The sequence below is a fragment of the Microbispora sp. NBC_01389 genome (assembly GCF_045040095.1).
In the GTDB taxonomy this organism is placed as follows: Bacteria; Actinomycetota; Actinomycetes; order Streptosporangiales; family Streptosporangiaceae; genus Microbispora.
This window is the reverse complement of record NZ_CP109552.1, coordinates 5,662,471-5,676,650: the sequence shown is the minus strand read 5'-3', so window position 1 is coordinate 5,676,650 and position 14,180 is coordinate 5,662,471. Positions and strand designations below refer to the sequence as shown.

General features: G+C 72.0%; 11 protein-coding genes. 5 read left to right on the top strand and 6 right to left on the bottom strand.

Annotated elements, in window-relative coordinates:
• Window positions 1-31 precede the first annotated feature (31 nt).
• From OG344_RS25015 to OG344_RS25000, 4 genes are all read left to right on the top strand, one after another.
• The gene (locus OG344_RS25015) at window positions 32-1,714 is read left to right on the top strand and encodes a CocE/NonD family hydrolase (protein WP_405085173.1); all 1,683 of its coding nucleotides are present in this window, start codon (window positions 32-34) and stop codon (window positions 1,712-1,714) included.
• Between the two features lie 302 nt (window positions 1,715-2,016).
• A complete protein-coding gene (locus tag OG344_RS25010) occupies window positions 2,017-2,250 on the top strand; it encodes a DUF3311 domain-containing protein (RefSeq protein WP_405085172.1) in 234 nt (77 codons plus the stop codon).
• Window positions 2,247-3,839: a monocarboxylate uptake permease MctP gene (mctP, locus tag OG344_RS25005; RefSeq protein ID WP_405085171.1), complete on the top strand. Its 1,593-nt coding sequence runs from the start codon at window positions 2,247-2,249 to the stop codon at window positions 3,837-3,839. The genes OG344_RS25010 and mctP overlap by 4 nt, the downstream gene beginning before the upstream one ends.
• 535 nt (window positions 3,840-4,374) lie before the next feature.
• The gene (locus tag OG344_RS25000) at window positions 4,375-6,708 is read left to right on the top strand and encodes a beta-L-arabinofuranosidase domain-containing protein (protein WP_405085170.1); all 2,334 of its coding nucleotides are present in this window, start codon (window positions 4,375-4,377) and stop codon (window positions 6,706-6,708) included.
• A gap of 68 nt (window positions 6,709-6,776) precedes the next feature.
• On the opposite strand, the gene OG344_RS24995 is transcribed toward OG344_RS25000, so the two are convergent.
• Window positions 6,777-8,615 (bottom strand): MFS transporter, encoded by a 1,839-nt coding sequence (locus OG344_RS24995; protein ID WP_405085169.1) that lies wholly within the window; start codon window positions 8,613-8,615, stop codon window positions 6,777-6,779.
• A 179-nt stretch (window positions 8,616-8,794) separates the two neighbouring features.
• Window positions 8,795-9,394 (bottom strand): TetR family transcriptional regulator, encoded by a 600-nt coding sequence (locus OG344_RS24990; protein WP_405085168.1) that lies wholly within the window; start codon window positions 9,392-9,394, stop codon window positions 8,795-8,797.
• Between the two features lie 160 nt (window positions 9,395-9,554).
• Here OG344_RS24990 and OG344_RS24985 point away from each other — a divergent pair, with 160 nt between their 5' ends.
• Window positions 9,555-10,946, top strand: a complete 1,392-nt coding sequence (locus OG344_RS24985; protein ID WP_405085167.1) for a protein kinase domain-containing protein — start codon at window positions 9,555-9,557, stop codon at window positions 10,944-10,946.
• Between the two features lie 149 nt (window positions 10,947-11,095).
• On the opposite strand, the gene OG344_RS24980 is transcribed toward OG344_RS24985, so the two are convergent.
• The 4 genes from OG344_RS24980 to OG344_RS24965 all read right to left on the bottom strand — a co-directional run bounded on the left by OG344_RS24980 (window position 11,096) and on the right by OG344_RS24965 (window position 14,149).
• Complete coding sequence (locus OG344_RS24980; protein ID WP_405085166.1) at window positions 11,096-12,718, bottom strand: WS/DGAT/MGAT family O-acyltransferase; 1,623 nt, start codon at window positions 12,716-12,718, stop codon at window positions 11,096-11,098.
• 130 nt (window positions 12,719-12,848) lie between these two features.
• On the bottom strand, window positions 12,849-13,310 hold the full coding sequence (locus tag OG344_RS24975; RefSeq protein ID WP_405085165.1) for a hypothetical protein: 462 nt from the start codon (window positions 13,308-13,310) through the stop codon (window positions 12,849-12,851).
• A gap of 3 nt (window positions 13,311-13,313) precedes the next feature.
• On the bottom strand, window positions 13,314-13,775 hold the full coding sequence (locus OG344_RS24970) for a MerR family transcriptional regulator (protein WP_405085164.1): 462 nt from the start codon (window positions 13,773-13,775) through the stop codon (window positions 13,314-13,316).
• A complete protein-coding gene (locus OG344_RS24965; protein ID WP_405085163.1) occupies window positions 13,772-14,149 on the bottom strand; it encodes a hypothetical protein in 378 nt (125 codons plus the stop codon). Before OG344_RS24965 ends, OG344_RS24970 begins: the two co-directional genes overlap by 4 nt.
• Window positions 14,150-14,180 lie beyond the last annotated feature (31 nt).

The following is a 14,180-nucleotide window of genomic DNA, read 5'->3' as shown; positions in this document are numbered from 1 at the left end:
GCTCTCGGCTCGGCCGGGGAGGGAGGTCGGCATGGTCCGGGTTCCGGTCAGAGCGCCGGTCAGAGTGCCGGTGCGGACACCGGTGGGCCGCCGCGCTCCCGGAGACCCGTACGGGCCGCCCGGCCTGCGGGTCCGGGTCCGCCGCGACGTGCCCGTGCCGATGCCGGACGGCGTGACCCTGCTGGCCGACCACTACGCCCCGGTCGGCTCCGGCCGGCCGCCGACGATCCTGATCCGCACGCCGTACGGGCGGGCCGGGGTGGTCGGCTGGATGTACGGCTGGACCTTCGCCCGGCACGGCTTCCAGGTCCTGCTGCAGAGCTGCCGGGGCGGCTTCGGCTCCGGCGGCGTGCTCGACCCCCTCGTCCACGAGCAGGCGGACGGGCTGGCGACGGTCGAGTGGATGCGGGCGCAGTCGTGGTACGGCGGCTCGTTCGCCATGCACGGGCCCTCCTACCTCGGGTACACGCAGTGGGCCATCGCCGCCGACGCGCCGGACCTGCGGGCGATGGCCGTCCAGGTCACCGCCTCGTGCTTCCGCGACGCGGCGTACGTCGGGGGATCGTTCGCCCTGGAGTCCACCCTGATCTGGACGACACTCACCGCCCACCTGGAGGGCAGGCTGGGCGGCGCGGCCGCGTTCGTCGCGCCCCGGCGCACGCGGCGGGCCGTGCTGTCGGCCCTGGCGGGCCACCCGCTGCCAGAGCTCGACCTGCTGTCGGCGGGCCGCCCGCTGCCGTTCTTCCGGGAGCTGCTGGCCCATCACGGCGAGGCCCTCTGCGCCTACTGGGACAAGAGGGACTTCTCGGCGTCGGTGGGCGAGGTCGGCGCGGAGATCACGATGACCGGCGGCTGGTACGACGTGTTCCTGCCCTGGCAGCTCAAGGACTACGCGGCGCTGCGGGCGGCCGGGCGGCGGCCGCACCTGACGATCGGGCCGTGGTATCACGCCGACATCCGGCACGGGCGGGCGGCCAACGCCGACGCGCTCGCCTGGTTCCGCGCCCATCTGCTCGGCGACCCGTCGGGGCTGCGCCCCTCCCCTGTCCGGCTGTACGTCACCGGCGCCGGTGAGTGGCGGGACGAGCCGGACTGGCCGCCGCCGGGCATGCGGCCCGAGCGCTGGCACCTGCAGCCGGATTTCGCCCTGTCCACCGCGAACCCGGCGGGCGGCGAGCCGGACCGCTACCGCTACGACCCGGCGCACCCCACGCCGGTGATCGGCGGCCCGGTGCTGATCGGCAACTCCGAGCCCAGGGACAACCGGCGGCTGGAGGCCCGGCGGGACGTGCTCGTCTACACCTCCGGCCCGCTCGGCCGGGACACCGAGATGATCGGCCCGGTGACCGCCGAGCTGTTCGTCCGCACCGGCAGGGAGCACACGGACTTCGTCGTACGGGTGTGCGACGTCCATCCCGGCGGCGCGTCGATGAACGTCTGCGAGGGCGTGCGGCGCCTGACCCCCGCCGACCGCGGCGACGAGGACGGCGTGCGGCGGGTGGAGATCGACCTGTGGCCGATGGGCCACCGGTTCCGCCGGGGGCACCGGATCCGGGTGCAGGTGGCGAGCGGGGCCTATCCGCGCATCGCCCGCAACCCCGGCACGGGGGCGCCGCTCACCGCCGGCAGCACGATGGTCGCCTCCGACCAGGAGGTGCTGCACGACCCCGCCCACCCCTCGGCGGTGATCCTCCCCGCCGTCACCCCCACCTGACCACACCTCCCGACCACACCTCCCGACCACACCTCCCGACCGCCTCTCCTGACGACGCGCCTGACCGGCTGTCACTGGGCGCGCCGACACGACCGTTCGCCGATCGGTGATCCCCCCTGTGACTCGCGCGTCCCTAATCTGCCGCGGAGTAACCGTCCCGCTGATCCCCGTGACCGGCCGTCGCGGGGATCCGCCGTGCACCCCTGGTCCGTGTCCGACCGGAGAACGCCGTCCGACCGGAGAACGCCGTCCGAGAGAAGAACGCCGTCCGAGAGAAGAACGTCGTCCGATAGGAGAACGTCTTGACGACTCCCGATCGCCGCGATGGTCGCAGCGGCGCCCCCACCGGCGACCGCAGCCCGCTGAACTGGCTGTTGCTGCTCCCCATCGCGATCCCGCTCCTGCCGCCCCTGTTCAACGCCGTGGAACCACGCCTGTTCGGCATCCCGCTGTTCTACTGGCTGCAACTCGCCTTCATCGTGCTCGGCGTCACCACGACCACCCTCGTCCACCGCGCGACGAGGAGGAACCGGTGAAGACCACCGAGATCGTCATCTTCACGGTCCTCTTCCTGCTCGTCAGCGGCCTGGGCTTCGTGGCCGCGCGCTGGCGCCGCCCCGACGACCTCGCGAACCTGAACGAGTGGGGCCTCGGCGGGCGCGGCTTCGGCGGCTGGATCACCTGGTTCCTGGTCGGCGGCGACCTCTACACGGCCTACACGTTCGTGGCCGTACCCGCCCTGATCTTCGGCGCCGGCGCCATGGGGTTCTACGCCGTGCCGTACACCGTGATCGTGTATCCCATGGTGATGCTCGTGCTGGTGCGGCTGTGGTCGGTCTCGCACGTGCACAACCTCGTCACCCCGGCCGATTTCGTCCGGGTCCGCTTCGGCTCCCCCACGCTGGCCCTGCTGGTCGCGATCACCGGCATCGTCGCGACGATGCCGTACATCGCGCTGCAGCTCATCGGCATCGAGGCGGTGCTGAAGACGATGGGCGTGACCGGCGATCTGCCGCTGGTCATCGCGTTCGCGATCCTCGCGGCCTACACCTATCAGTCCGGGCTGCGGGCGCCCGCGCTGATCGCGTTCGTCAAGGACTCGCTGATCTACCTGGTGATCCTGGTCGCGATCGTCTACATCCCGGCGAAGCTGGGCGGCTGGGCGTCGGTCTTCGACGCCGCCAGGGCGAAGTTCGACGCGACCCCCGCGCCCAGCGACGGCATCACGCTCAACGCCAACAACCAGCTGCAGTACGTCACGCTGGCCCTCGGCTCGGCGCTGGCGCTGTTCCTCTATCCCCACAGCGTCACCGGGATCCTCGCCTCCCGCGACCGGAACGTGATCAAGCGGAACATGTCGGCCCTGCCGGCCTACAGCCTGCTGCTCGGCCTGATCGCGCTGCTCGGCTACATGGCGATCGCGGCCGGGGTCGCGCCGATCGGCAAGGACAACAACACGATCACGCCACAGCTGTTCGACAAGCTGTTCCCCGACTGGTTCGCGGGGGTGGCGTTCGCGGCCATCGGCATCGGCGCGCTCGTGCCCGCCGCCATCATGTCGATCGCGGCGGCCAACCTGTTCGCCCGCAACATCTACCGGGAGTACCTCAACCGGGACGCCACCCCGGCGCAGGAGGCCAGGGTCAGCAAGATCGCGTCGCTGGTCGTGAAGGTCGGCGCGGTGCTGGTCATCCTGGGCATCGACCCGCAGTTCTCGATCGACCTCCAGCTGATCGGCGGTGTGATCATCCTGCAGACCCTGCCGTCGGTGGGTCTCGGCCTCTACACCCGCTGGTTCCACCGCGGCGGCCTGATCGCGGGCTGGGCCGCGGGCATGGCGGCCGGGATGCTGCTGCTCTCCACCATCGCCAACCCCGCCACCAAGCACGAGCACTTCGGCGGCTCGGCCTTCCCGCTGGAGAAGCTCGGCTTCGACACCAAGATCACGATCTACGCCGGGTTCCTCGCGCTGGTCGTCAACCTGGTCGCCGCCGTGCTCGGGACCCTCGTGGCCCGCGCGCTCAGGAGCGCCGACGGCCCCGACGGGACCCGGCCGGAGGACTACTTCGCCGACAAGGGCGACCCGCGCGTCCACGAACTGGAGACCGCCGCGCCCGCGTCCTGACCGGTCGCGTACGAAGCATCACCGCGAACAGCAGGGGCCGCCCGCTCCGGATGGCCATCGCCGGCGGCGCGGCGGTGGCCGGTCTCGGGGCAGAGGGGCACCCGGCGGGTGATCAGCAGGGGCGGATCAGCGGCCGGGCCGCACGGCGCGGAAAAGGATTGCCCGCCGAGCAGTGCGGCGGTGAGGCGGGTGCCCGGGAGGATGCCTCGCGGCCGGCCGGGCGGCCAGCCCGGAAAAGGGTTGCCCACCGAGCGGGCCAACCGTGAAACTTTCAGCGCCGCCCGGCGGCGACGAGGCGGCGACACCCGGCAGGACGCCGCACGCCCGCCCGCGCCTCATCCCGGCATTGACAGATCCTCACGGCGTCGTGTTTTCTCCCATCCACCACCACCCAGACCCGGCAGAGGGTCCGTCCGGTCCTCTGTGTTAGCGCTAACACCTCCCTCCGCGGGCCCTTCCGGTTGACTCGCGGCGGCGGATGTCAGCGCTAACCGAGGATGCCCGGCCGCCCCTGCCGTGACCTTCAGGAGGCCTCATGCCGTCCCCGTCGCTCAGCCGCCGTCAGCTGCTGCAGGCGGCCGGTGTCGCCGTCGTCGCGTCCACCGCCGGCGGGGTCGCCGGCGCCTCGGCGGCGGCCGCCGCGGTCGCGCCGGCCCGGCCCGACATCGGCGTCTCGGCGTACCCGTTCGAGCTGGGCCAGGTGCGGCTGACGACCAGCCGCTGGCTGGACAACCAGAACCGCACGCTCTCCTATCTGCAGTTCGTCGACGTCAACCGGATGCTGTACAACTTCCGAGCCAACCACAGGCTGTCCACCAACGGCGCCGCCACGAACGGCGGGTGGGACGCTCCCTCGTTCCCGTTCCGCACCCACATGCAGGGCCACCTCCTCACCGCGTGGGCCCAGGCGTACGCCGTGCTCGGCGACACCACCTGCCGGGACAAGGCCACCACCATGGTCGCCGAGCTGGCCAAGTGCCAGGCGAACAACGGCGCCGCCGGGTTCAACACCGGCTACCTGTCCGGCTTCCCCGAGTCGGACTTCACCGCCCTCGAAGCCCGCACGCTGAGCAACGGCAACGTCCCGTACTACTGCGTCCACAAGACCCTGACGGGCCTGCTGGACGTGTGGCGCCTCATCGGCAGCACCCAGGCCCGCGACGTGCTGCTGGCGCTCGCCGGCTGGGTCGACTGGCGGACGAGCAGGCTGAGCGGCAGCCAGATGCAGAACATGCTGGGCACCGAGTTCGGCGGGATGAACGCGGTGCTGACCGACATCTACCAGCAGACCGGCGACGGGCGCTGGCTCACCGTCGCGCAGCGGTTCGACCACGCCGCCGTGTTCAACCCCCTGGCGTCGAACCAGGACCAGCTGAACGGCCTCCACGCCAACACCCAGGTGCCCAAGTGGATCGGCGCGGCCAGGGAGTACAAGGCCACCGGCACGACCCGCTACCGGGACATCGCCGTCAACGCCTGGAACTTCACCACCGGCGCGCACACCTACGCGATCGGCGGCAACAGCCAGGCCGAGCACTTCCGGGCGCCCAACGCGATCGCCGGGTATCTCAACAACGACACCTGCGAGCACTGCAACAGCGTCAACATGCTCAACCTGACCCGCGAACTGTGGACGCTCAACCCCGACCGGGTCGCGTACGTGGACTTCTACGAGCAGGCGCTGCTCAACCACGTCATCGGCGCGCAGAACCCGGCCGACGGCCACGGGCACATCACCTACTTCACCCCGCTCAAGCCGGGCGGCCGCCGCGGCGTGGGCCCGGCGTGGGGCGGCGGCACGTGGAGCACCGACTACAACTCGTTCTGGTGCTGCCAGGGGACGGGGGTGGAAGTCAACACGAGGCTGATGGACTCCATCTACTTCTACAACGGCACCACGCTGACGGTGAACCTGTTCATGCCGTCGACGCTGAACTGGACCCAGCGCGGCATCACGGTCACCCAGACGACCTCCTATCCGGCGAGTGACACCACGACGCTGCAGGTCACCGGCAACGTGAGCGGCTCGTGGTCGATGCGCGTCCGCATCCCGTCGTGGGCCTCCGGCGCCACGATCAGCGTGAACGGCGCCCAGCAGGACGTGGCCGCCACCCCCGGCACGTACGCCGTCATCACCCGGTCGTGGACGTCCGGCGACACCGTCACCGTGCGCCTGCCCATGCGCGTGGTCATGAAGGCGGCCAACGACAACGCCAACGTCGCGGCGGTCACGTACGGTCCTGTCGTGCTGTCGGGCAACTACGGCAACACCTCGCTGTCGGCGCTGCCCTCCCTGAACACCGGGTCGATCACCCGCACCAGCACCACGGCGCTCGCCTTCACGGCCACGGCCAACGGCTCGACCGTCAACCTGGGCCCGTTCTACGACGCGCACGGCTACAACTACACCGTCTACTGGAGCACCAGCGGGCAGGGCAACGGCGGAGCGGGAAGCTACCGGCTGGTCAACGCGGCCAGCGGCCTGGTCCTCGGCATCCAGAACATGTCCACGGCGGACGGCGGTCTCGCGCTGCAGTGGACCGACAACGGCACCGCGGACCACAACTGGGTGATGGTGACCGACGGCAACGCCGTGCGGTTCCGCAACGTCAACAGCGGCAAGGTGCTGGGCGTGGAGAACATGTCCGCCGCCGACGGCGCCCGCGTCCTGCAGTGGGCCGACAACGGCACCGCCGACCACCGGTGGACTCTGGTCGACAACGGCGACGGAACCTACAAGATCCGCAACGTGAACAGCGGCAAGCTGCTCGGCATCCAGAACAACTCGACCGCCAACGGCGCCCAGGCCGTCCAGGACTCCGACAACGGAACCGCCGACAACCGGTGGCGACTGGTGGCCAACAACTAGAACCCGACCGGCAGGCCGCCGCCGGGACGCGGAACATGCCCGCCGCCGGCGGCGGCCTGGTGGGCCCGTCAGGGCCGGGGCTCCCGCGTGTCCGGGGCGTCCGCCCGGCGGGCGTCGAACTCCTCGTCCGGGATCACCAGCTCGTTGCCGGCCAGGCCCGCCTCGCCCGAGACCGCGGCCAGCTCCGAGCCGAGCGTCTCGTGCGCGGCGGCGCGGTGGCCGCGGCCGAGGCGGCCGGTCAGCAGCGACGACAGAGCGGCCACCAGGCACGCGGCCACGGCGAACCAGAAGGCGATGACCAGGCCCTGGTGGAAGGGACCCGCGATGAGGTGCGGGAAGAACTCCTTGCCGGTCAGGTGGGCGCCGCCGTCGGGCAGCCGGTCGAGGACCCCGCCGAGGAGCTCGCGGAACGGGTTGTAGCCGAGGAACGCCGCGAACAGCACGGCGATCGGCGGCAGCTGCGCGATGCCCTCGGCCTGCGCCGCGGGCACCCCCTGGGCGACGAGCTCGTCGTGCATGGTGTGCGGCAGCGACTGCGCCAGACCGGCGATCATCAGGCTGAAGAAGACGCCGATCGACAGCACCATCGAGGAGTTCTGGAAGGTCGCGGTCATGCCCGCGCCCACGCCGCGCGACTCCGCCGGGACCGCGTTCATGATCTCCGCCCGGTTGGGCGAGGAGAACAGGCCGGAGCCCACCCCGTTGATCAGGATCAGCAGCGCGAACACGCCGTAGCCGAAGTCGGTCGGCAGGGTCATCAGCGCATAGAAGCTCGCCGCCGTGACCAGCGCGCCGCCCACGGTGAACATGCGCGGGCCGAACCGGTCCGACAGCCAGCCGGAGACCGGCGCCGACAGCAGGAAGCCCACGGTCAGCGGGATCATGTAGATGCCCGCCCACAGGGGCGTCTCCTCGAAGCTGTATCCGTGCAGCGGCAGCCAGATGCCCTGCAGCCAGATGATCAGCATGAACTGCAGGCCGCCGCGTCCGAGCGCCGTGAGCAGGCTGGCGATGTTGCCCGCGAGGAACGCGCGCTGCCGGAACAAGGTGAGCCGGAACAGCGGCTCGGCCACCCTGGTCTCGATCCAGGCGAACAGCGCGAGCAGCAGCACGCCCCCGCCGAGCGCGGCGATCACCCAGGGGTTGCCCCAGCCCATCACGCCGGTCCCGTACGGCTGGATGCCGTAGGTGATGCCGACCAGCAGTGAGATCAGGCCGACGGCGAAGGTCGCGTTGCCCCACCAGTCCATCCGGGCCCGGCGCCGCACCCCGTTGTCGCGCAGTTTCAGGTACGCCCAGATCGTGCCGAACACCCCGAACGGCACGGAGACCAGGAAGATCGCCTTCCAGTTGACCGGCGCGAGGACGCCGCCGACGACCAGGCCGAGGAAGGAGCCCGCGATGGCGGCGATGGAGTTGATGCCGAGCGCGGTGCCGCGCTGGCGCACGGGGAAGGCGTCGGTCAGGATCGCCGTCGAGTTGGCGAACAGCAGCGCGCCGCCGACGCCCTGCACGATGCGCCAGCCGATCAGCCACATGGCCCCGGCGTCGCCGTCCATCCAGCTCAGCGACAGCATGATCGAGCACAGGCTGAAGACCGCAAAGCCCAGGTTGTACATGCGGACCCGGCCGAACATGTCGCCCAGGCGGCCGAACATCACGACCAGGACGGCCGTGACGACCATGAAGCCCATCATCATCCACAGCAGGTAACCCGTGTTGCCCGGGTCGAGCGGGTTGAGGTGGATGCCCCGGAAGACGTCCGGGAGGGCGATCAGGACGATGGACTGGTTGATCGTCACCATCAGGACGCCGAGAGTGGTGTTGGACAGCGCGATCCACCTGTACCGCGAGGACGACGCCGGCTGCGGCGACGCCCCCGCCCGGGACTGGTTCGCTACGGCCACGGAGTGGTTCCCCTCCTCGTGTTCCCGCGCGCGCACGGCGGAAGAACAGTTAGTTAGAGGAACTAAGTTACCCCCACCGGATGTACTTGATGTTTCCCGGCATGGTCGACATGCGTAACCGGGGTGCGACCCCTACTGCCAAATCAGGCCGTGAGCGGAGATCAGGCCGTGAGCGGAGATCAGGACGTGAGCGCCCCGGCGATGACGTCGGCGAGGCCGTCCACGACCGTGTCGCGGTCGAGCCCGGGGTCCTCCAGCCACCAGTCGCCGATCGCCTGGACCATGCCGACGAACGCGTGCCCGAGCACCCGTGCCCGCGCCGCGTCGGCCACCCCCGCCTCGGCGAGCACCGCACCCAGTTCTTCCCCGACGCCGCGGACGATGGCGGCCATCCGCGAGTGGGTGCGGCTGTCCTCCGCGCTCGCCCGGTGGAAGAGGAACCGGTAGAGGTTGGGGTTGGCCGAGATGGTCTCCAGGTAGGCGTCGACCGTGGCCCTGGCCCGCTCGCGGGGATCGGCCACCGCCGAGGCGAACTCGGGGCGCAGCAGGTCGATCACGACGCGGGTGTGGCGCTCCGCGAGCGCCTGGTAGAGGCCGCTCTTGTCGCCGAAGTGACGGTAGAGGATCGGCTTGGTGATGCCCGCCTCCGCCGCGATCGCGGCCATCGACGCCTGCGGGCCCTCCCGGCGGATCACCCGGTCGGCCGCGTCGAGCAGGTCCCTGCGCCGCTCCGGACTCCGGCCACGCTCCCCCGTCCCGCCCTCCCTGCCGCCCGTCATGGGGACCAGGATAGGGCGGCCGGTCACGCTCGGGCCGCGTCCTGATCACGAGGCGGACCGCCGGGCGATCACTCCGGTAGTCTGCCGCACGCGGGCTCTCGGGCACTTTCAGCCGAGGCCATCGAGAGGGGTCCGGAGGCGCCGGGTCTGGAGGTGTCGGGTGGGCGAGGCGGGCGGGCCGCTGGTGCCGGGCTACGAGATGCTCGGCATCCTGGGCCAGGGCGGCTTCGGCGTCGTGTACCGGGCCAGGCAGCTCGCGGTGGGCCGGGAGGTCGCGCTCAAGGTCGACAACCGGGTGCTCGTCTCCGACCGCGACCGGCGCAGGTTCATGCGGGAGGTCACCTCGGCCGGGGCGCTGTCGGGCCATCCGCACGTGGCCGACGTGTACGACGCCGGGGTGCTCGGCGACGGCAGGCCGTACATGGTGCTGGAGTTGTGCCCGAACGGGTCGCTCGCCGACCGGCTGCGCGACGGCGGGCCGCTCGGCCCCCGTGAGGTGCGCGACATCGGCGTCCGGATCGCCGACGCGCTGGCCGCCGCCCACGCCCTGGGCGTGCTGCACCGCGACGTCAAGCCCGCCAACATCCTGGTCAACTCGTACGGCATGGTCGCGCTCTCGGACTTCGGCCTCGCCACCATGCCGGGGGCGGGCGGAGCCGTCCCGGGCGAGGTGTCGGTGACCCGCGAGTCCCTCACCCCGGCGTACGCCCCTCCGGAGGCGTTCGACCTGACCGAGCCGACGGCCGCGGGAGACGTGTACTCGCTCGCCGCCACGCTGTACGCCCTGCTGCACGGCAGGCCGCCGCGGTTCCCCGAGCACGGCGTGGTGAACATCGCGGTCGTCATGGCCCTGCACCGGCTGCCGATCCCCGACATTCCCGGCGTGCCGGCCGCGCTCACCGCCGTCCTGCGCCACGGCATGGCGAGCGATCCGGCCCAGCGGATCAGGTCCGCCGCCGGACTGCGCGACGCGCTGTCGGCCCTCGCCCCCGACGGCTCCGCCGGAGACCCCCACCCCCCGAACGTTCACCCCCCGAACGGCCACAACGGGAACGACCACCCCGGGAACAGCCAGCCCGGGAATGCGCAGACCGGGAACAGCCATTATGGGAGCGCCCGCCCTGCGAATGTTTACCCGGGGATCGCGCAGACGGGGAACGCGCAGACGGGGAACGCGCAGACGGGGAACGACCGCTTGGCCTACGGCGGGCCGGGCCACGTCGCGCGTCCGCACGCCCACCCAGGCGTCCGCACGCCCACCCAGGCGCCCGGCTCCCTGCCGGGCCCAGGGCCGGGGGTCGGGCCGGGCGTCGGGTCGGCACCGGTGCCACGCGGCCTCCACCAGGCTCCCACGCTGCCGCCGCGCCCGGCACCGGCGGTGTCGCGGCAGTCGATGGTGTTCGGCATGGTCGCCGCCGTCTTCGCCCTGCTGCTGGCGGCCGGGCTCGTGGCCCTGCTGCTGGAGGGCGGCCAGGGCCCGGGAACCTTCCCCCGCCCCGGCAGCGCCCCCGCCAGGAGCGTCCAGGGGAGCGCGGTGGGCGGCGCCGGCTGACAGCCGCGGGTGACGCCGCCGGGTGACGCCGGGTGAGGCGGCCGGGTGACGTGGCCGGGTGACGTGGCCGGGTGACGTGGCCGGGTGACGTGGCCGAGCCACGGCTGTGACGGCCCCCTTCGGGAGGTCGGGAGACTCCGTGCGGCGGGTCAGCCGGCCGCCTTCCTGGTCCTGGCGCTCCTGCCTGCTTTCGGGGGCCTCTCGGTCTTCTCAGTGCTCTTCTCGGCGGCCTTGTCCAAGGCCTTCTCCGCGGATTTCTCCGCGGACTTCTCCGCGTCCTTCTTTCCCCGCCGGCGTGGTTGGGGGACGGGCGGTTCGGCGGGGCCGGCCATCGCGCCGTAATCGGCGAGCGAGTCCCGCAGGTAGTCGATGAGGTTCCAGACGTCGGGCACCATGTCGCGGTCGGCGACGATGCCGAAGTCGAGCCGGCCGTCGTAGGAGAACACGGTGATGTTCACGCCGCCGCTGACATCCGTGATCACCGACATCGGATGGAGCGCGACGACCCGCGCCCCGCACACGTACAGCGGTGACTGCGGGCCCGGCACGTTGGAGATCATCAGGTTCATCGCGGGAGCCCGGCGCGAGGCGATCCGGAAGGCCGACCTGGCGGCCAGCGCGCTCAGCGCGGCCGGCATCGCCTGGCTGAACTCCAGGAGCCAGGCCGCCGGCGCGGCGGCGAGCCGTTCCTTGACCAGTCTCATCGAGCGGTTCACCGACCGCAGCCGCTCACCGGGGTCGGCCGTGTTGGTGGGCAGGCTGGTCATGGTCAGCATGACCTCGTTGGCGGCCGAGCCGTTGAGCGCCTGACCCCGGGTGGAGACCGGGATCCCGGCCACCAGCGGCTGACGAGGCAGCTCGTCCCGGCTGGCCAGCCAGCGCCGCAACGCCGTCGCGCACATCGCCATGACGACGTCGTTCACGGTCACGCCGAAGGCGTTCTTGACCCGCTTGACCTCGTCCAGCGGCAGCTCGCCGAAGGCGAAGCGCCGATGCTCCGAGATCGGCCCGGAGAAGGGCGTGCGCGGCACCACCATCCGGGGCAGCTCCGGCGGGTTCACGTCGGCGTCGGAGCCGATGCTCCGGACGAACCGCGAGACCCGCCCCGCCCCCGGAAGCTGGGAGACGAACGGCACCTCGTCCAGCCGGGGCACCGCCTCGGCGACGAAACGCAGCAGGGCCAGCGGGTTGTCCAGCACCCGCGCGACGCCCCTGACCACCATCTCCACCACGTCGGGGGCCCGCTGCGGCTCGGCCGCGTCCTCCGGGGGAGGCGTGTCGGACACCTGCGGCCCGAAGTCCATCAGCGCCGCCAGCACCTCCGCTCCGGTGACCCCGTCCACGGCGGCGTGATGGACCTTCGTGTAAACCGCCATCCGGCCCTCGGCGAGGCCGTGGATCAGGTAGAGCTCCCACAGCGGACGCCCCCGGTCGAGCCGCCTCCCGTGCAACCGGGCGACCTGCTCGGCCAGCTTGTGCTCGTCGCCCGGAGGAGGCAGCGCCAGCTCGCGCACGTGGTAGTCGAAGTCGACCTCCCGGTCCTCCGCCCAGTAGGGGTGGTCGAGCCCGAAGGGCACCTCGACCAGCCGCCTGCGCAGCGGCGGCGCGAGGTGGAGCCTCCGCCGGAGCAGCGCGATCAGTTCCTCACGGGTCGGCGCGCCGCCCGGCCTGTCCGACGGGTCGAGAATCGTGAGCGCCGCGATGTGCGCGAGATTCGTGGGCGTCTCGAAGTTGAGGAACTGCGCGTCGAAGGCGCTGACTTGCTGTGCCATGTCTACTCACCTGCCCCGAAACGTCCAGGTCCGACCACCGCGCGACCGGGTGGTGCGCCCCGATTCGAGCCTGGTGGCTATGCCGCCCTTCTGGAGATTAGTCGGCGGGCGGGCCGATGCGGACGCGCGGTCAGCGGCCGCCGCACGCGCAGCCGGACGCGCCGCACCCTGTTTCGCCGCACCCTGTTTCGCCACACCCTGTTTCGCCACACCCTGTTTCGGCGCCCCGCGCGGCGGCCGTGGTCCTGCGCCGGTGCAGCCACCACATGCCCCCGGCGGCGGCCGGCAGCAGCGCGGCCACGGCGAGGAGGGTCTGCTCGGCCAGCGCCGCGCCCGCGCCGTTCAGCAGCCCGCCGCCGATCAGCATCGGCAGCGCGCAGCAGGCCGCGCAGGCGAGCACGGCCAGCGCGGCGGCGACCTTGCTGCGCAGCGGCGGCTCGCCCTCCCCGGCGGTGCGGTTCTTCGACACGTGCGCGGCGGCGGTGAGCGACACCGCGACCGGCGTCGCCGGACCCCTCGCCGGACCCCTCGCCGGAAGCGTGGAGGGGCCGGGCGCCGGGACCGGGATGCGGTGGTCGTCGTGGGTGCTCACGGGTCAGCTCTCCCTGGGAGGGCGGCCCTCGGCCAGGTCGGCGAAGGGCAGCGGGCAGTCGGGGCAGGTGCAGTGGGTCAGGCTGTCGCATCCGGCGCTGACCACCTGGGCCAGCGCCTGCCGGATGGTGGTCAGATCGGCGATCTTCGCGTCCACTTCGACGATCTTGGCTTGGGCGCGGGCCCGCAGATCGGGGGTGGGGTGGCCACGCCTGCCGGTGTCGAGCAGCTCGGCCACCTCCTCCAGCGTGAAACCGAGCCGCTGCGCGGCTTTGATCACCGTCAGCAGGGCGACGGTCTCGGGCGGGTAGGAGCGGTGCCCGCCGGGGCTGCGCCCCGGTTCGGCGATCAGGCCGCGCCGCTCGTAGTAGCGCAGCGTCTGGACGTTGACCCCGGCCTGCTCGGCCACCTGCCCGGTGCGCAGGCAGGGTCCGCCCTGACCCCGCAGCTCGACGTCCTGCTTCACGCCGGCCGCCCCGCCTCGGCCGGTGCCGTGGATCGGGCGGCCGCGCCGGCGCGGGCCTGCAGCGCGTCCAGCACGCCGGCATGCCCGGGCGGGACCGCCACGTCCAGCGTCAGGCCGCCGCCGGCGATGGTGAGCGTGAAGGTGAAGAAGGAGCAGCAGCCGTTTTCCCGCGCCGTCAGCTCGGCCGCCCGCGCCGCGTGCTCCGGGCTGAAGGCGAGCTCCAGCCGCAGGCGCGCACGCTCCTCACGCCGTACGGCCCGGACTGTCTCGGCGAACAACGCGTCGAACTCGGCCACCCGCAGCGGCCGTTCGGCGGTGGGCAGCGTGCACGCCGGTGGCGCCCACCCCTGATCGAGGACGATGTCGTGGGTCATGCCTCGACGGTAAACCTGTACCCGGGTACCG